This window comes from Spirillospora sp. NPDC046719, from assembly GCF_040645715.1.
Classification (GTDB): domain Bacteria; phylum Actinomycetota; class Actinomycetes; order Streptosporangiales; family Streptosporangiaceae; genus Spirillospora.
Window position 1 is genome coordinate 1 of the sequence record NZ_JBEYYT010000205.1, and the last position, 16,309, is coordinate 16,309.

The window sequence follows — 16,309 nt, forward strand, 5'->3', positions numbered from 1 at the left end:
CCTCCCCGGGGTGCGCCCCGCGCGGGGCGCCCGGCGCCGAACGCACCGCCTTCAGAAGACCGGGATGATGTCCTCGGCCTCGATGCCGCTGACGTCGACGCCGGAGATGTCCAGCTCGGGGATCGCGGGGAACTCGATGCCCCAGCGCTCCACGATCGCGCGGACGCGGGCGATCGCGACCCGCCAGTTCTCCGCCTGCTCGTCGAACGACAGCACGCCGAGACCCGCGTCGCGGGCGTGGTCCATCAGCACGCGGTGGTTGTGCAGGAAGTAGGGCGGCAGGTCCCAGAAGCCCTCCGGCGGCTCCCAGAGGATCATCGACAGGAACACGAAGCCGGCCCGCAGCTGCTTGGTGATCTGGCCCTTGACGTCCTCGGTGAGGCCGGGCCACTCGTTCTCCAGGATCGTCATGCAGATCTGCAGGTGCCGCGACTCGTCCCGGCCGATCCGCTTGAACATCTCGCCGAACAGCGGATGCCGGGTGCCGGACGCCATGCCGCGGAACAGCGTCGACGCGGCCATCTCCCCCATCATGAAGCTGGTGAACAGCACGGCCAGCGAGTACTTGCGGACGGCGCTGTTGTAGCCCTGCCAGTAGCGGCCGCCGTTGTGGTAGAGCCAGCCGATGTTGTTGTGCGCGGCCTTCTCCAGGTCGGTCCGCGGCGTCCAGTCGAGCGGCCCGCCCGGCCAGATCCGCGCGATCGACCGCTGGCAGCACTCCTCGTGGTTCATCTCGTCGCGGGTGATGGAGAAGAAGCACTTGCGGACCGGGTCCTCCTCGTGCTGCTCGAACGCGTGGATGGTCGCGCGGGCGAACACCGCGGGCCCGGAGGCGTCGAAGTTGGCGAGGACCGCGAACCAGTACATGAGCCCGAGGCGCTGCTCCAGCGGGAACCCGTCCGGGCGCAGCTCGTCCCACGGCAGGTCGGCGGGGTTCCAGACGGTCCGCTTCGACTTCTCGTAGATCGCGGCGAGCTTGTCGGTCTCGACCCGCCACTCCATCGGGTAGATGTTCGGCTGCGGGATGTCCGGGGCGGGCCAGAACCCGCCCTCAGGAACGGTCGGCTTGTCGGCCATGCAAGGCTCCTCGATGGTCACCGTCTCGTGACGCCCTACCGTCCATTGTGGGCGTCCCGGCCGCGACCGGGAAGGCGGAGGGGGCGCGGCGCACCCGCGTCCGCTGGGTCAGGGCCACGCACACGAGGACGCCGGCGGCGCCCAGCACGGTCACCGCGTCGATCGGCTCGCCGAGCAGCAGCCACGACCAGCCGAGCGTCATCACCGGCTGGGCGAGCTGGACCTGGCTCGCGCGGGCGATCCCGGCCCGCGCCAGCCCCTCGTACCAGGCGAAGAAGCCGAGGTAGGCGGAGAAGGCGGTCACGTAGCCGAAGCCGAGCACGGCGTGGCCCGTCCAGTGCGGGTGCGTCGTCGCGAGCAGGCCGCCGGTCACCGGGACCGTGATCGGCGCCGCCAGGACGAGCGCCCAGGAGATCACCCGCCAGCCGGGCATGTCGCGGGCGAGGCGGCCGCCCTCGGCGTAGCCCGCGGCGGCGGCCAGCAGCGCGCCGAACAGCAGCAGGTCGGCGGCGCTGAACCGGCCGGCGCCCCGGATCAGCGCGAAGCCGGTGACGCAGGCGGCGCCGGCGGCACCGGCGAGCCAGAAGGCGCGGGACGGGCGCTCGCCCGCCCGCAGCACGCCGAGGACGGCGGTCGCCGCAGGGAGCAGCCCGACCACGACCGCCGAGTGGGAGGACGAGGCGCCCCGGTCGAGCGCGAGCGTGGACAGGATCGGGAACCCGAAGACCACCCCGGCGGCCGCGACGGCGAGCGCGCCCCATTCGCGGCCACGCGGCCGGCGGGCCCGGACCGATAGCAGTGCGATCGCGGCGAGGACGCTCGCGGCGGCCGACCGGCCGACCCCGATCAGGTAGGGGTCGAGGCCCTCCAGCCCGTATTCGGTGCCCGGAAGGGTGAAAGAGAAGATCAGCACGCCCAGCGCGGCGAGCCAGATGCCGATCCCCGGCCCCGTGCCCGCTACCGTGCTGGAGACAGTAGCGCTATCCTTGGTCTTCATGAATAACGATAGCAGTGTGGCGGCACTCGCCGACGCGCTGCGCACCGAGGTGGGCCGGCTGAGCCCGGGCGAGCGGCTGCCGTCGAGCCGGGCGCTGGTCGAGAGGCACCGCGTCAGCCCCGTCACGGTGTCGCGGGCCATCGGGCTGCTCGCCGCCGAGGGGCTGGTCGTCACGCGCCCGGGCGCGGGCGCGTTCGCCGCGCGCCGCCCCTCCGCCGCGTCCGAGCCCGCCGACTTCGGCTGGCAGGCGGTGGCCCTCGCCGGCCGCTCGGTGGACGCGGCGGGCGTGTCCTGGCTGCTCACCCCGCCGCCGGAGGGCGCCGTCGCGCTCAGCGGCGGCTACCCGCACCCGAGTCTGCAGCCGGTCCGCGCCCTGGCGAACGCCGCGGGGCGGGCGGCCCGGCGGCCGAACGCGTGGGACATGCCCCGCCCCGGCGGCGTGCCCGAGCTGCGCGCCTGGTTCGCCCGCGGCGTCGGCGGCGGCGTGTCCCCCGGCGACGTGACCGTCACCAACGGCGGGCAGCAGTCGCTCACGACCGTGCTGCGGGCGCTGCTCCCGCCCGGCGCGCCCGTCCTGGTCGAGTCGCCGACGTATCTCGGCGTGCTGGCCGTCGCGCGGGCGAGCGGGCTGCGGCCCGTCCCCGTGCCGGTGGACGCCGACGGCGTCCGCCCCGACCTGCTCGCGGAGGCGTTCGCGATGAGCGGCGCGCGGGCGTTCTACTGCCAGCCGGCCTTCCACAACCCGACCGGGGCGGTGCTGAGCGCCGAACGGCGCGCGCGCGTCCTCGACATCGCGCGCGCCGCCGGGGCCTTCGTGGTGGAGGACGACTACGCACGCCACCTCGGCATCGACCGGCCTCCGCCGCCGCTGATCGCGCAGGACGCCGACGGCCGGGTCGTGCACATCGCCTCGCTCACCAAGGCCACCGCGCCGAGCCTGCGGATCGCCGCGGTGATCGCGCGCGGCCCGGTCGCCGAGCGGATCCGCGCGACGCAACTCGTCGAGGAGTTCTTCCCCGCCCGGCCGCTGCAGGAGACGCTGCTCGAACTCGTCAGCTCGCCTGGCTGGCCGCGGCACCTGCGGGCGCTGCGGACGGCGCTGCCGGCGCGCCGCGACGCGCTGCGCGCCGCGCTCGCCCGCGACCTGCCGGAGCTGCGCCCGAACCGTCCGGCGGGCGGCCTCCACCTGTGGGTCCGGCTGCCGGACGGCCTCGACGACGTCGCGGTCGCCGAGGCCGCGCTGCGCGCGGGAGTGCTGGTCAGCGCCGGGCGGCCGTTCTTCCCCGCCGAGCCGCCCGCGCCGTTCCTGCGGCTGAGCTACGGCAGCGCGTCGTCGGAGGCGGAGCTGGCGGAGGGCGTCCGGCGCCTCGCCACCGTCCTGCGCTGACGTCCCGCCGGACGGCCAGGGCCGATGGCCGCCCGGGCGGTCGGGGCGGTCAGGGCACCGTGCAGAAGCAGAACTCGTTGCCCTCCGGGTCGCGCCACACCCGGAACGGGGCCCGCGGGTCGCCCATCGGCCCGCCGGCCGGGGTCGCGCCGAGGCGGGCTGCGCGCTCGCCGGCGGCGTGGATGTCGGGGACGTCCAGGTCGAAGTGGATCCGGTTCTTGATCGTCTTGCGCTCCGGGACGCGCTGGAACGACAGGACCGGGCCGCCCTCGCCCGCCGGTTCCAGGTCGAGCCAGCCGTCCTCGGCGGCGGCGGTCCGCACGCCGAGCAGCCCGCCCCAGAACGCGGCCAGCGCCTCCGGGTCGGCGCAGTCGACCACGACGCCGAGCTTCAGTCCGCTCATCGGGCTCCTCCCACGGGACGGGCGATCCGGACCGAGCGCGCGGCGGCGCGCCGGCAGTGCACGGGCTCGGGACGGCGGACCGGACGCGCCGGGCGCAGGGCGCGGAGCCGGGCGCCGAGCCGGGCGCGCCTGCGCGCCGCGCGCTCCCTCGCCAGGGCGCCGGCGGTGAGCCGCGCCTCGACGATGTCGGCCTGCAGTCCGGCGAACTCCCGCTCGGCCCAGGCGTGCCGGGTCGCGAGGCCCGCCAGGTACGGCAGCGCGTTCATCGCGCCTCCCTTCATTGACACCAGTGAAACGGTAACGGTGGTGTCGGAATCGTGCAACCACTCAAACCCGTTCACTGGTGTCGACGGTTGGTAGGCTGCTCACGGACGGGTGGAGGGACGATGACGGACGCGCAGACCGACGACCCGGCCCTGCTGCTGCAGGACTTCGTCAACACGCTGGACGTCGACTCCGGCACCGACGGCCTCCCCGCGCCGGAGGCGCTGGCCGGATGGCTGGCCGGGCGCGGGCTCGTCCCGCCCGGGACGCCCGCCGGGCCCGCCGACCTGAGCACCGCGATCGCCCTGCGCGAGGGCCTGCACGAGGCCATGGCCGCCCACCACGGGCCGCAGGAGGCCGGCTTCCCCGGCGAGCTGGAGGACGCGCTCGCCGCGCTGCCGCTGCGCGTCGTCCTCACCGGGCCGCGGCCCGCGCTCGTCCCGCTCGACCCGCCCGCGACGGCCGCCGCGGGACTCGCCCGCCTCGCCGCCGCGATCATGGACGCGGCCGCCGCCGGGACGTGGCCGCGCCTCAAGGTCTGCCAGGAGGGCACCTGCCGCTGGGCGTTCCTCGACACGTCCAAGAACCGGTCGCGGTCCTGGTGTTCGATGCGCACCTGCGGCAACCGCACCAAGACCCGCGCCTACCGGGCCCGCAACCGCGCCTGAGCCGGTGTCCGGGCCCTAGGGTGTGCGGTGATCGTCCAGGGAGAGGGGCTGCGATGACCGGTGGTGGGGCCGATGCGGGGGTGCGGGAAGCGCGGCGCGCGGACGCGGCCGCCGTCGCCGACATCCAGGTGCGCGCCTGGCGGCACGGCTACCGCGACCTGCTCCCCGCCGGCGTCCTCGACCGGGTGACCGGCCCGGACGCGCTGGAGGCGTGGCAGGAGCGGTGGGCGGACGCGGCGGCGAACCCGCCGAGCCCGCGGCACCGGCTGCTCGTCGCGGTCGCGTCCGACCTGGTCGTGGGATTCGCGGCGCACGCGCCCGCCGAGGACCCCGACCTCGACGCCGCGACCACGGCCGAGCTGATCACCCTGCTGGTCGACCCGCTGCACGCCCGCGCCGGGCACGGCAGCCGGCTGCTCGCCGCCACCGTCGACCTGCTCCGCGAGGACGGCTTCACCACCCTGATCAGCTGGGCCTTCGAGAAGGACGAGGTCACCCGGGCGTTCCTCGGCGGCGCCGGCTGGGCGCCGGACGGGACGGCCCGCACCCTCGACATGGGCGAGCCCGTCCGGCAGGTCCGGCTCCACACCGACATCACCGTTCGCTGACGTCACCGTTCGCTGAGAGCACCGTTCGCTGAGAGCACCGTTCGATAGGGGCGCTGTTCGGCAGGGGTCGGTGAGGGGCACGGCCCGTCCGGCCATATCGTTGAGGCCGTGCCCGAGTCCACCTCCCTGTCGCCGCATGCCCCGGCGACGCCGCCGAGCGCCGACCACCGCCGGTGGCTCGGCATGGTCGTCATCAGCCTGGGCGTGTCGCTGGTCGTCGTGGACGCCACCATCGTCGGCGTGCTGCTGCCGCGGATCGTGTCCGACCTGGACCTGACGACCGCCGGCGCGGAGTGGATCACCTCGGTGTACTCGCTGGTGTTCGCGGCGCTGCTGATCCCGTTCGGCCGCGCGGGCGACCTGTTCGGGCGGCGCCGGATGTTCGTGCTCGGCGTGGCGGTGTTCGCGCTCGCGAGCCTCGCCGCAGCGGCGGCGGGCGGCGGCGGCGCGCTGGTGGCGGCGCGGGCGGCGCAGGGCGTCGGCGCGTCGATGGTCCTGCCCGCGACGCTGTCCACGGTGAACGCGGTGTTCACCGGACGGGACCGTGCCATCGCGTTCGGGATCTGGGGCTCGATGATCAGCGGGATGGCCGCGCTCGGGCCGCTGATCGGCGGGGCCGTCGCGACCGGCGGCGGCTGGCGCTGGGCGTTCGGGATCAACGTGCCGCTCGGCGCGGCGCTCATCGCGGCCGCGTTCCGGCTGATGCCGGAGACCCGCGGGGCGGGCGCCGCCGCGCGGGGCACGCTGCGCGAGATCGACTGGTCCGGGGCGGCGCTGTCCGCGCTCGGGCTCGCCGCGCTGGTGTGCGGGCTGATCGAGGGCCAGACGTACGGCTGGTGGGCGGCCACCCGGCGGTTCTCGGTGGGCGGGTTCGAGTGGCCGGGCACCGGGCTGTCGCCCGTCCCGGTGGTGATCGCGCTCGGGATCGTGCTGATCGCGGCGCTGGTGGTGGTCGAGCGGGCGCGGGCGGCGGCGGGCCGTCCGGTGATGCTGGACCTCGACCTGTTCCGGATCCCGAACTTCCGGCACGGCAACCTCGCCTCGTCCCTGATCAACGTGGGCGAGCTGGGGCTGCTGTTCATCCTGCCGCTGTTCCTGCTGGGCGTGCACGGCACGAACCCGCTGCAGATCAGCGTCGCGATCCTGCCGCTGGCTATCGGGGCGTTCCTCACCGGCGGGTACGCGGGCAAGCTCGCCAACAAGCGCGGCGCGCACCGGGTCGTGCAGATCGGCATGGTGCTGGAGGTCGCCGCCGTCCTCGCCCTCGGCGTCACCGTGTCCGCGACGACCGGCGGGTTCGGGCTCGCGCCCTGGATGCTGCTGTACGGCCTGGGTCTCGGCCTGACGTCGGCGCAGCTCACGAACGTCTCGCTCGCGGACGTCCCGCCGGCGCAGGCCGGGCAGGCGTCCGGCACGCAGTCCACCGCGCGGCAGGTCGGCGCCGCCCTCGGCATCGCCCTGATCGGGACGGTGTTCGCCACGAGCCTCGGGCACGCGATGAGCGACCGGCTCGCCGGGACGGCGCTGGCGCCCGACGTGCAGGCGTCGGTGACCCGGCACCTGCGCGAGAGCGCCGGGACGTACGGACGTGATCTTCACGACAGTCCCGGCACGGCGGTCGAGGCGCACGCCGCGGACGCGAGCCTCGCCGTCGCGACCAGGCACGCCGCGCTCACGACCGCCGCGATCCTCGCCGCCGGGCTGATCCTCTCGCTCCGGCTGCGCCCGAGCACTGATCGACATCGGGAAGAATCGGAACCCCAGGGCGGCTGACACCCCCTGAACCCCTGTCGTCCCACGAGAACGAGCGGTAACTGTGGCCACGCTGAACCAATGGGTCGCCGGATCGCGGCCCCGCACCCTCCCCGCGTCCCTCGTTCCCGTCGTCGTCGGCACCGGCGTCGCGATCGGCGTGGACCACGCCATCTGGTGGCGCGCGCTCCTGGCGGCGTTCGTCGCGCTCGTCCTGCAGATCGGCGTGAACTACTCCAACGACTACAGCGACGGCATCCGCGGCACCGACGAGGACCGCGTCGGGCCGCTGCGCCTCGTCGGCTCGAAGGTCGCCCCGCCCAAGCAGGTCCTCGCCGCCGCGCTCGGCTGCTTCCTGGCCGCCGCCGTGGCCGGGCTGGTACTCGCCGCCGTCACCACCTGGTGGCTGCTGCTGGTCGGCGCGGTCGCGATCCTCGCCGCGTGGTTCTACACCGGCGGCAAGACCCCGTACGGCTACCGGGCCCTCGGGGAGGTGTCGGTCTTCGTGTTCTTCGGCCTCGTCGCGGTCGTCGGGACCGTGTACGTGCAGGCCGAGAAGCTGCCCTGGGAGGGCTGGGCGGCGGCGGTGCCGGTCGGCCTGCTCGCCTGCGCGCTGCTGGTCGCCAACAACCTGCGCGACATCCCCACCGACCGCGAGTCCGGCAAGCGGACGCTCGCGGTCGTCCTCGGCGACCACCGAACCCGGATCCTGTACGCCGCGTGCGCCGCGCTGCCGTTCATGTTCGTGCTGGTGCTGGCCGCGCCGCACCCGTGGGCGCTGATCGCGCTGCTCGCCGCGCCGCTGTCGATCCCGCCGACGCAGAAGGTGCTGGGCGGCGCGTCCGGCCCCGCCCTGATCCCGGTGCTGGGCGAGACCGGCCGCCTCCAGATCGCCTACGGGGTACTGCTCGCCATCGGCCTGGCGCTTTGAGCCGCACGGGGAACCAGACGGGCCCGCCTCCTCCGCGCGGGTGAGACGGGCCCGGCGCGGCGCTCAGCCCGCCGCGGTCAGGCGAGGCTCCAGTCGATCTCGGGCTGGCCGGCGTCGACCAGTGCCTTGTTCACGGCGCTGAACGGGCGCGTCCCGAAGAACTTCTTCGCGCTCAGCGGGCTCGGGTGCGCGGACTCGATCACGGTGTGCTGCGGTCCGGTGATGAGCCGCGCCTTCTTGCGGGCGTAGGCGCCCCACAGCACGAACACGACGCGGTCGGTCTTGTCGTTCAGCGCGCGGATCGCGGCGTCGGTGAAGTCCTCCCAGCCCTTGCCCGCGTGCGACCCGGCGTCGCCGCCGCGCACGGTCAGCACCGCGTTCAGCAGCAGGACGCCCTGGTCGGCCCACGGGGTGAGGTCGCCGGACACGGCGGGCGGGATCTCCAGGTCGGACGCCATCTCCTTGTAGATGTTGCGCAGCGACGGAGGCAGCCGCACGCCCTCGCGGACGCTGAAGCTGAGCCCGTGCGCCTGGCCCGGGCCGTGGTAGGGGTCCTGGCCGAGGATCAGCACGCGGGCCCGGTCGAACGGGCAGTGCCGGAACGCGTTGAACAGGTCCTCGCGGGGCGGGTACACGGTCTGCCCGTCGTACTCCCCCGCCACGAAGGCGCCCAGCGCGGCGGTGGCGACCGGGTCGAGCAGCGGTTCGAGCCGCTGCCTCCAGTCGGCGGGGAGCAGTTCCATCAGGTCGAGGGACATCGTCCGTGCCTCCGGGGAAAGTGATCTCGGTTGAGGGAACAGTAGCGCCGGGCACCGACACGCCGGAGACGATCGGCGGGAGTGGCGGGCGCCCCTCGGGCGCCGCCGACACGCTGAAGGCGGAATCCCGAGGACGGACCGGGTCCGTCCCTAGGATTCTGCGATATGCCCGACTCCCCCCGAGCGCGCCTTTCCGGCGCCGTCGGGCGTGCCCGCGCGTCCGCCCTGCTCGTCCCGGTCGTCCTGGCCGGCCTCGCCGCCGGGTGCGGCGGCTCGTCCGGGCCCGTGACGCTGACGGTGCTGGCGTCCTCGTCGCTCACCGAGGTGTTCGGCGAGATGAGCACGGCCTACCGCCAGACGCACCCGGACGTCCGGGTGAGGCCGGAGTTCGGCGGTTCGGCGGAGATGGCGGAGCGGCTCGCCGAGCGCGACCCCGGCGACGTGCTGGCGACCGCCGACACCGCCAGCCTGGACCAAGTCGGCCGGTATCTCGACGGCCACCGCCGGGCCATCTGCGGCACCTCGCTCACCATCGCCGTCGGGCCCGGCAACCCCAAGCGCATCCAGGGCCTGGGCGACCTGGAGCGGCGGGGGCTGCGGGTCGTCGCGGGCGCCTCGTCCGTGCCGATCGGCCGCTACACCCGCCAGGCGTTCGCGAAGGCGGGGGTGACCGTCCGGACGAGCGCCGAGGAGATCAGCTCCCGGGCCGTGCTGGACGAGATCCGCGTCGGCGACGCCGACGCCGGCGTGGTCTACATCACCGACCTCCGGTCCGCCGGGGTCGCGGTCAGCAGCGTTCCGATTCCGGCCGACCAGAACGTCACCGCGACCTATTCCGCGGCGGCGGTCAAGGTCGGGCCGCACCGCCGGGACGCCGACGACTTCGTGTCCTGGCTGGTCACGCCCGAGGCGCAGCGGCTGTTCCACAAGTACGGGTTCACCACCCCCGTCGACCCGCAGTGACCCGCGCCACGTCCCGGGGTGTGCGTTCGCCCACCGCTGATACGGCACGGGAACGTCTCGTACCGGAATCCCGTTTACCACCCCGGAGCCCCGAACCGGGACTCCGTCGAAGCCGATCACTCGTGCCACGCGCGAGCGATGCGTACCGGGAGATGCCAGACGTGCCGTCCAAGCGACCCGCGCCACAGCCGAGCGAGGCGGCGGCGCAGCGTGCAGGTTCCACGGAGCGCGACCGGCGCGAGTCGGTGCCGCCGCGCAACGACCCCGAGCGGCCCTGGCGCGCCGAGGGCGTGCCCGAGCGGCCGAAGAAGGCCGGCGGCGGCTTCGGCGGCTGGCGTCCCCGCCGCAACACCTCCCTGTTCTGGCTGCTGCTGCTCGTGGTGTTCGGGCTGAGCTACGTCTCGATGCACTACACCGGCCGGCAGGACAAGGTGAGCGTCCCCTACACGGCCTTCACCCAGCAGGTGCAGGCCGGGAACGTCAAGGACGTCTACACCAAGGGCTACCAGATCCAGGGCAAGCTGAAGAACGCGCAGCAGGTCCCCGGCCAGAAGGACACGAAGAAGACCTACACGGCGTTCGAGACGCTGCGTCCCGCGTTCGCCGACGACAAGATCTACACCGAGATGGTGAACAAGGGCGTCGCGGTCGAGGCGAAGCCCGTCAACGAGGACCGCGGCCTGCTCGCCAACCTGGCGCTGTCGCTGCTGCCCACGCTGCTGTTCGTCGGCCTGTGGATCGGCGTCATGGTGTGGCTGCAGCGCCGGATGACCGGCGGCGGTGGCGGCGGGATCATGGGCGGCTTCGGCCGCTCGCCGAAGCCCGTCGCGCCCGACGAGAAGCGCGCCACGTTCGCCGACGTCGCCGGCATCGACGAGGTCGAGGCCGAGCTCAGCGAGGTCGTCGACTTCCTCAAGGACCCCGGCAAGTACCGCCGGATGGGCGCCCGCGTCCCGCGCGGCGTGCTGCTCACCGGCGCCCCCGGCACCGGCAAGACGCTGCTGGCCCGCGCCGTCGCCGGCGAGGCCGACGTGCCGTTCTACTCCGCCGCCGCGTCGGAGTTCATCGAGATGGTCGTCGGCGTCGGCGCCGCCCGCGTCCGCGAGCTGTTCACCGAGGCCCGCAAGACCGCCCCGTCGATCATCTTCATCGACGAGATCGACACCATCGGGCGGACCCGCGGCAGCGGCGCCAGCCTCGGCGGGCACGACGAGCGCGAGCAGACGCTGAACCAGATCCTCACCGAGATGGACGGCTTCTCCGGCTCCGAGGGCGTCGTGGTCATCGCCGCCACCAACCGCCCTGACATCCTCGACGCGGCGCTGATGCGGCCCGGCCGGTTCGACCGGCAGGTCGCGGTGTCGCCGCCCGACCTGGACGGCCGCGTCGCGATCCTGCGGGTGCACACCCGCGAGGTCCCGCTCGGCGGCGACGCCGACATCCGCTCGGTCGCGAAGATGACGCCCGGCATGACGGGCGCCGAACTGGCCAACCTCGTCAACGAGGCCGCGCTGCTCGCCGTCAAGCGCGAGAAGAGCGCGGTCGACATGGACGACTTCCAGACCGCGCTGGAGAAGGTGCAGCTCGGCACCCGCCGCGCGCTGGTCATGCCGTACGAGGAGCGGCGCCGCACGTCCTACCACGAGTCCGGGCACGGCCTGCTCGGCATGCTGCAGCCGGGCGCCGACCCCGTCCGCAAGATCACGATCGTGCCGCACGGCCGCGCCCTCGGCGTCACCGTGTCCACGCCCGACAGCGACCGCTACGCCTACGACGAGCGGTACCTGCGCGGCCGGATCATCGGCGCGCTCGGCGGGATGGCCGCCGAGGAGCTGGTGTTCGGCGTGATCACCACCGGGTCGGAGAGCGACCTGGAGCAGGTCACCAAGATCGCGCGCGGGATGGTGGGCCGCTGGGGCATGTCCCCGAAGGTCGGCCCGCTGTCGATCCTGCCGTCCGACGGCATGGAGCCGATGGGCCAGTACGCCGCCCAGGGCACCCTGGACGCCGTGGACCTGGAGGCCCGCCGGATCGTCGACGAGTGCTACGCCGAGGCCCTCGAGACGCTGCGCGCGCACCGCGACCAGCTCGACTCGCTCGCCGCCGCGCTGCTGGAGGCCGAGACCCTCGACGAGGAGGCCGCCTACTCCGCCGCGGGGATCACCCGCAGCATCACCGAGGTCGACCTCTCCAAGACCCCCACGCGCGGCTAGGCCCGGCCGACGCGGGGCAGCCCGATCGGGTTGGGGTAGGGCATCTCCCCCGCGTCGGCCACCGCCTCCGCGACGGGGACCAGCAGGTCGTAGAGGGCCTTCGGGTCGTCGACGGCGCGGTAGGGCGGGGCGGCGAGCGCGTCGGTGCGCTCCTCGACGCGGGCCTTGAGGGACCGTCCCGCGCCGGTCGCGGTGCCGCCCTCCACGAGGCCGCGGGCGGCGAGGGCGTCCGCCGCCTCGTCCCACTGCTCCCGCGACCAGCCCCGGCTGATCAGCATCTGGTCGGAGGTGACCGCGCCGACGGCGGCGGCGAGGACGTTCGCGGTCAGCCCGTCGAGCCCCTCGCTCGTGAGGACGGCCACGTGCCCGTCGCCGCGGTGCTCGCGCAGCGCCGTGGCGGCCTGCCAGAGCGCCTCGACGGGGTCGTCCGGGACGTCCAGGTCGCGGTTGGCGCCGAACAGCGGGCGCCCCGCCGTGTCCGCCTCCTCGACCGCGCGGTGCAGGACCGGCGCCGTCTCGGCGGCCGTCCGCTCGATCCCCGGCACGATCCGGCGGAGGGCCCGCGCCGCCGCCGCGCCCCGTATCCCGAGGATGCGCTCGGGCGAGGCGAAACGCCACGCGTCCGGGACGGCCCGCCGCACCCGGGACGGATGGAACCCGAAGAACGCCGCCTCGACCACGCCCGCCGGGACCGCGCCCATCGGCGCGGCGCGGCTGCCGAAGTAGCCCATCCAGAAGCCCTTCAGCCCGACCTCCTTGTTCGCCTCCAGGCATTCGGGTTCGAAGTACGTCACCGCGTGCAGCGGCTCCAGGACCGTCCACAGGTCCCGCGCGATCGAGTCGTCCACCCGTCGAACGTTAAGGGCACGTTCTCGCACCCGACAAGCCGTCACATTCGGCCCGGCCGATCCGTCAATGTGGTGGATGGGGCCGACGAGGGGGACTGCAATGGACGAGCGCGACTTTCTGGCGAACCGGTTCGAGGAGCACCGGACGCACCTGAAGGCGGTCGCCTACCGGATGCTCGGATCGCTGGCGGAGGCGGACGACGCCGTCCAGGAGGCGTGGCTGCGGCTGAGCCGGTCCGACACCAGCGAGGTCGCCAACCTCGGCGGATGGCTCACGACCGTCGTCGGGCGGGTGTGCCTGGACATGCTGCGGTCCCGCACGTCCCGCCGCGAGGACCCCATCGAGGAACGGTTGCCCGACCCGGTGATCGGGCCGGCCTCCGGCACCGATCCCGAGCAGGAGGCGCTGCTCGCCGACTCCGTCGGGCTCGCGCTGCTGGTCGTGCTGGAGTCGCTGACGCCCGCCGAGCGCCTCGCGTTCGTGCTGCACGACACCTTCGCGGTGCCGTTCGAGGACATCGCGCCGATCGTGGGCCGGTCCGCGGACGCGGCGCGGCAGCTCGCCAGCCGGGCCCGCCGCCGGGTGCGGGGCGCCTCGCCCGTCCCTGAACGCGACCCGGCCCGCCAGCGCGCCGTGGTGGACGCCTTCCACGCCGCGGCGCGCGCCGGCGACTTCGAGGCCCTCGTCGCCGTCCTCGACCCGGACGTGGAACTCCGCGCCGACCTCGGCGCCGCAGGCTGGCAGCATCTGCGCGGCGCCCGCATGGTCGCCGACCAGGCGGTCATGTTCAGCCGCAGCGCGGCCTACACGTCGCGTCCCGCGCTGGTCAACGGGACCGCCGGGGTCGTGTCGATGGACGGCGACCGCCCGGCGTCGGTGCTGGGGTTCACCGTCGCGGACGGCCGGATCGTCGCGATCGACATCCTCGCCGACCCCGTCCGCCTGGAGCGCCTCGACCTGGCCGTCCTCGACTGACGCGACTTCCCCGGCCCGTCGCGGGTAGGACGGGCCGGGGAGGGAGCGCCATGGAGATCCCCAAGCGGCCCGCGCCGCCGTCGGGGCTGCGCCGGACCCTGTTCCGGCTGCCCGTCCACCTGTACCGGATGGGCCTGGGCCCGCTGTTCGGGGACCGTTTCCTGCTGCTCGAGCACGTGGGCCGCGCGTCCGGCGAGCCCCGGCAGGCGGTCGTGGAGGTCGTCGAGCACTCCGGGGACGACTACGTCGTCTGCTCCGGCTTCGGCCCCCGGTCCGACTGGTACCGCAACCTTCTGAAGACGCCCCGGGCGACCGTCCAGGTGGGGCGGAGCCGGTTCGCCGTCACGGCGCATCCGCTGGACGCCGAGGAAGGCGGGGAGCTGATGATCCGCTACGCGCCGCGCCATCCCCGGGCCGCCGCGAGGCTCCTCCGGTACATGGGCTTCATCGTCGACGGCACCAAGGACGACTACCGCCGCGTCGGCCGCGAACTGCCCTTCGTCCGCCTCTCCCGCGTCCGCTAGAGGGTGGTGGGAAGCGCCTCCGCGGAGAGCCTCCGCATCGATTTGAGGGCCTTCAGGACGGTGGGGTGCGGCGCCGCGTGGACCGTCGGCAGCACCGGCACCGCCGGGTACGCCAGGCGGTCCTCCGACGCGGAGAACTCCACGTGGACCTCGTCGTTGTTGCCGCGCGGATCGAGAAGGACCCACCGGTCGTCCACCAGAGCCGCCGCGAGACCGTGAACGAACCCGTCCACCAGCTGGTAGCACAGACCCGCCTGGATGCCGCCGGCCCGCAGCAGCGCGACGTACGCGTTCGACTTGGCGTAGCACAGCCCGGTCCGCTGCTCCAGGACGTCGGAGGCGCGCCAGGTGACCCGCTCGTCACCGACGTCCATCGAGTGGGTCACCTGATCGCGGACATGGTCGAACGCGGCCCGCGCGTACGCGATGTCGTCGCCGGTGCGCAGGTCCGAGGCGGTCCGCTGGACGAGCGGGTGCTCGATGTCGATCGCCTCGGACGCGGCGAGGTAGTCCCAGGGCTCGGCAGCGAACTCCATCACAGGCCGAGCAGCGACTCGATGCCCACGGTGAGCCGGTCGGACGCGTCCACGACCTTGCGGACGGCCAGCAGCACGCCCGGCATGAACGACTCGCGGTTCATCGAGTCGTGCCGGATGGTGAACAGCTCGCCGTGGCCGCCGAGCACGACCTCCTGGTGCGCGACGGCACCGGACAGCCGGACCGCGTGCACATGGACGCCGTCCACGTCGGCGCCGCGGGCGCCGTCGAACTCCTCGGTGGTGGCGTCCGGCGGCGGCGCGACCCCCGCCTCCGCGCGGGCGGCGGCGACCAGCTCGGCGGTGCGGTACGCGGTGCCGGACGGGGCGTCCACCTTGTTCGGGTGGTGCAGCTCCACGATCTCGACGGACTCGAAGAACGGGGCCGCCTTCTGCGCGAAGTGCATCATCAGCACCGCGCCGATGCCGAAGTTCGGCGCGATCAGCACGTTCGGGCCCTTGCCGCCGGTCAGCCACGACCGGACCGTGTCGAGCCGCGACGGGTCGAACCCGGTGGTGCCGACGACGGCGTGCAGCCCGTGGTCCACGCACCATTTGAGGTTGTCCATGACGACGGCCGGGCGGGTGAAGTCGACGACCACCTCGGCGGCGGTCAGCGGCTCCCGGTCGTCGTCCTGGTCGACGGCGGCGACGAGCTCCATGTCGTCCGCGCCCTGCACGGCCCGGCACACCTCGGCCCCCATGCGGCCGCGCGAGCCGAGCACCCCAACCTTGATCACGTGTTCCTCCCGATGAAGCGTGCGACGAGCCTACCGGCCGCCGCACCGCGTCCCGGCGCCGGTTCCACCGCCATCACTCGTCGTCCGCGACGAACAGGTTGAGCAGCCAGCTCACCAGGCCGATGATGATCGCTCCCCAGAACGCGGGCCAGAACCACTCCACGTGGAACGGCAGGTGCAGCTCCCCCGCCACCCAGCTGGTCAGCATGAGCAGCCCCGCGTTCACCACCAGGGCGATCAGCCCCAGCGTGACGATGTAGAACACGCAGCCGAGCACCTTGATGACCGGCTTCAGCACCGCGTTGATGATGCCGAAGATGACCGCGACGACCAGCAGCGTCAGCGCCTTCTCCCCCGTGCTGCCGCCCTGCACGTCGATGCCGTCCACCACGGCGGCCGCCACCCACAGCGCGATCGCCGAGATCACCACTCTGATGAGGATCTTCACCCCGCGCCGATACCCCACCACCCCCCGCCGAACCGCCACGCACAGCGAACCCAACGGTCCAGCCGGCTGACCGACGCTGCGGAAAGCCACCACCCCGGAGAGACACGCACAGCGGACCAAGCGGTCCTGCCGGCTGATCAACCCCACGGAAGGCCAGACCCCAGCCCCCGCCACGGGCATGCCCGCTCCGCTCGCTGCACTCGCTCCGCGTGCCTG

The 16,309-nt window shown here is 73.9% G+C and carries 18 protein-coding genes; 9 read left to right on the forward strand and 9 right to left on the reverse strand.

The annotated features are described in order from the left end of the window. Window positions 1–51: 51 nt before the first annotated feature. On the reverse strand, window positions 52–1,077 hold the full coding sequence (locus ABZ914_RS29515; protein WP_500197166.1) for a hypothetical protein: 1,026 nt from the start codon (window positions 1,075–1,077) through the stop codon (window positions 52–54). Beyond that, window positions 1,052–2,074, reverse strand: a complete 1,023-nt coding sequence (locus ABZ914_RS29520; RefSeq protein ID WP_500197168.1) for a DMT family transporter — start codon at window positions 2,072–2,074, stop codon at window positions 1,052–1,054. Before ABZ914_RS29520 ends, ABZ914_RS29515 begins: the two co-directional genes overlap by 26 nt. Between ABZ914_RS29520 and ABZ914_RS29525 the strand changes: the two genes are divergently transcribed. After that, window positions 2,073–3,461, forward strand: a complete 1,389-nt coding sequence (locus ABZ914_RS29525; protein ID WP_500197170.1) for an aminotransferase-like domain-containing protein — start codon at window positions 2,073–2,075, stop codon at window positions 3,459–3,461. The genes ABZ914_RS29520 and ABZ914_RS29525 overlap by 2 nt on opposite strands. Window positions 3,462–3,510: 49 nt before the next feature. On the opposite strand, the gene ABZ914_RS29530 is transcribed toward ABZ914_RS29525, so the two are convergent. Together ABZ914_RS29530 and ABZ914_RS29535 are read right to left on the reverse strand one after the other, a co-directional pair. Next, window positions 3,511–3,864 (reverse strand): VOC family protein, encoded by a 354-nt coding sequence (locus ABZ914_RS29530; RefSeq protein ID WP_500197172.1) that lies wholly within the window; start codon window positions 3,862–3,864, stop codon window positions 3,511–3,513. Further along, a complete protein-coding gene (locus tag ABZ914_RS29535; protein WP_500197174.1) occupies window positions 3,861–4,151 on the reverse strand; it encodes a hypothetical protein in 291 nt (96 codons plus the stop codon). Before ABZ914_RS29535 ends, ABZ914_RS29530 begins: the two co-directional genes overlap by 4 nt. Before the next feature lie 99 nt (window positions 4,152–4,250). Here ABZ914_RS29535 and ABZ914_RS29540 point away from each other — a divergent pair, with 99 nt between their 5' ends. The 4 genes from ABZ914_RS29540 to ABZ914_RS29555 all read left to right on the forward strand — a co-directional run bounded on the left by ABZ914_RS29540 (window position 4,251) and on the right by ABZ914_RS29555 (window position 8,087). Continuing rightward, a complete protein-coding gene (locus tag ABZ914_RS29540) occupies window positions 4,251–4,796 on the forward strand; it encodes a CGNR zinc finger domain-containing protein (protein ID WP_500197175.1) in 546 nt (181 codons plus the stop codon). Between the two features lie 53 nt (window positions 4,797–4,849). After that, complete coding sequence (locus tag ABZ914_RS29545) at window positions 4,850–5,404, forward strand: GNAT family N-acetyltransferase (RefSeq protein WP_500197177.1); 555 nt, start codon at window positions 4,850–4,852, stop codon at window positions 5,402–5,404. A 108-nt stretch (window positions 5,405–5,512) separates the two neighbouring features. Beyond that, entirely contained in the window at window positions 5,513–7,177 is a 1,665-nt protein-coding gene (locus tag ABZ914_RS29550; RefSeq protein ID WP_500197179.1) for an MFS transporter, read from the forward strand. A 43-nt stretch (window positions 7,178–7,220) separates the two neighbouring features. Beyond that, on the forward strand, window positions 7,221–8,087 hold the full coding sequence (locus ABZ914_RS29555; protein WP_500197181.1) for a 1,4-dihydroxy-2-naphthoate polyprenyltransferase: 867 nt from the start codon (window positions 7,221–7,223) through the stop codon (window positions 8,085–8,087). A 77-nt stretch (window positions 8,088–8,164) separates the two neighbouring features. Here the strand turns inward: ABZ914_RS29555 and ABZ914_RS29560 are convergent, their stop codons facing one another. After that, complete coding sequence (locus ABZ914_RS29560; protein ID WP_500197182.1) at window positions 8,165–8,845, reverse strand: uracil-DNA glycosylase; 681 nt, start codon at window positions 8,843–8,845, stop codon at window positions 8,165–8,167. A gap of 165 nt (window positions 8,846–9,010) precedes the next feature. Between ABZ914_RS29560 and modA the strand changes: the two genes are divergently transcribed. Both modA and ftsH read left to right on the forward strand, forming a co-directional pair. Beyond that, a complete protein-coding gene (modA, locus tag ABZ914_RS29565) occupies window positions 9,011–9,808 on the forward strand; it encodes a molybdate ABC transporter substrate-binding protein (RefSeq protein WP_500197184.1) in 798 nt (265 codons plus the stop codon). A 161-nt stretch (window positions 9,809–9,969) separates the two neighbouring features. Beyond that, window positions 9,970–12,021 carry an ATP-dependent zinc metalloprotease FtsH gene (ftsH, locus tag ABZ914_RS29570; RefSeq protein ID WP_500197185.1) on the forward strand — a complete coding sequence of 684 codons (2,052 nt, stop codon included), beginning with the start codon at window positions 9,970–9,972 and terminating at the stop codon, window positions 12,019–12,021. Here ftsH and ABZ914_RS29575 read toward each other — a convergent pair. Then, window positions 12,018–12,869 carry an SCO6745 family protein gene (locus tag ABZ914_RS29575; protein WP_500197186.1) on the reverse strand — a complete coding sequence of 284 codons (852 nt, stop codon included), beginning with the start codon at window positions 12,867–12,869 and terminating at the stop codon, window positions 12,018–12,020. The genes ftsH and ABZ914_RS29575 overlap by 4 nt on opposite strands. Window positions 12,870–12,969: 100 nt before the next feature. Here ABZ914_RS29575 and ABZ914_RS29580 point away from each other — a divergent pair, with 100 nt between their 5' ends. After that, window positions 12,970–13,845 carry a sigma-70 family RNA polymerase sigma factor gene (locus tag ABZ914_RS29580; RefSeq protein ID WP_500197188.1) on the forward strand — a complete coding sequence of 292 codons (876 nt, stop codon included), beginning with the start codon at window positions 12,970–12,972 and terminating at the stop codon, window positions 13,843–13,845. Window positions 13,846–13,895: 50 nt separating this feature from the next. Then, on the forward strand, window positions 13,896–14,369 hold the full coding sequence (locus ABZ914_RS29585) for a nitroreductase family deazaflavin-dependent oxidoreductase (RefSeq protein ID WP_500197189.1): 474 nt from the start codon (window positions 13,896–13,898) through the stop codon (window positions 14,367–14,369). Here the strand turns inward: ABZ914_RS29585 and ABZ914_RS29590 are convergent. The 3 genes from ABZ914_RS29590 to ABZ914_RS29600 form a co-directional block, all read right to left on the reverse strand. Beyond that, window positions 14,366–14,905 (reverse strand): transglutaminase-like domain-containing protein, encoded by a 540-nt coding sequence (locus ABZ914_RS29590; protein ID WP_500197193.1) that lies wholly within the window; start codon window positions 14,903–14,905, stop codon window positions 14,366–14,368. The two genes, ABZ914_RS29585 and ABZ914_RS29590, sit on opposite strands and share 4 nt — an antisense overlap. Next, window positions 14,905–15,645, reverse strand: a complete 741-nt coding sequence (gene dapB, locus ABZ914_RS29595; RefSeq protein ID WP_433139391.1) for a 4-hydroxy-tetrahydrodipicolinate reductase — start codon at window positions 15,643–15,645, stop codon at window positions 14,905–14,907. The genes ABZ914_RS29590 and dapB overlap by 1 nt, the downstream gene beginning before the upstream one ends. Window positions 15,646–15,718: 73 nt before the next feature. Then, complete coding sequence (locus tag ABZ914_RS29600; RefSeq protein WP_500197191.1) at window positions 15,719–16,093, reverse strand: phage holin family protein; 375 nt, start codon at window positions 16,091–16,093, stop codon at window positions 15,719–15,721. Window positions 16,094–16,309: the final 216 nt, after the last annotated feature.

What these genes read in the sequence shown, in the direction of transcription:
- ABZ914_RS29515 (WP_500197166.1), bottom strand. Translation starts at nt 1,077, where the DNA reads ATGGCCGACAAGCCGACCGTTCCTGAGGGCGGGTTCTGGCCCGCCCCG.
- ABZ914_RS29525 (WP_500197170.1), top strand. Translation starts at nt 2,073, where the DNA reads ATGAATAACGATAGCAGTGTGGCGGCACTCGCCGACGCGCTGCGCACC.
- ABZ914_RS29520 (WP_500197168.1), bottom strand. Translation starts at nt 2,074, where the DNA reads ATGAAGACCAAGGATAGCGCTACTGTCTCCAGCACGGTAGCGGGCACG.
- ABZ914_RS29530 (WP_500197172.1), bottom strand. Translation starts at nt 3,864, where the DNA reads ATGAGCGGACTGAAGCTCGGCGTCGTGGTCGACTGCGCCGACCCGGAG.
- ABZ914_RS29540 (WP_500197175.1), top strand. Translation starts at nt 4,251, where the DNA reads ATGACGGACGCGCAGACCGACGACCCGGCCCTGCTGCTGCAGGACTTC.
- ABZ914_RS29545 (WP_500197177.1), top strand. Translation starts at nt 4,850, where the DNA reads ATGACCGGTGGTGGGGCCGATGCGGGGGTGCGGGAAGCGCGGCGCGCG.
- ABZ914_RS29560 (WP_500197182.1), bottom strand. Translation starts at nt 8,845, where the DNA reads ATGTCCCTCGACCTGATGGAACTGCTCCCCGCCGACTGGAGGCAGCGG.
- modA (WP_500197184.1), top strand. Translation starts at nt 9,011, where the DNA reads ATGCCCGACTCCCCCCGAGCGCGCCTTTCCGGCGCCGTCGGGCGTGCC.
- ABZ914_RS29580 (WP_500197188.1), top strand. Translation starts at nt 12,970, where the DNA reads ATGGACGAGCGCGACTTTCTGGCGAACCGGTTCGAGGAGCACCGGACG.
- ABZ914_RS29585 (WP_500197189.1), top strand. Translation starts at nt 13,896, where the DNA reads ATGGAGATCCCCAAGCGGCCCGCGCCGCCGTCGGGGCTGCGCCGGACC.
- ABZ914_RS29590 (WP_500197193.1), bottom strand. Translation starts at nt 14,905, where the DNA reads ATGGAGTTCGCTGCCGAGCCCTGGGACTACCTCGCCGCGTCCGAGGCG.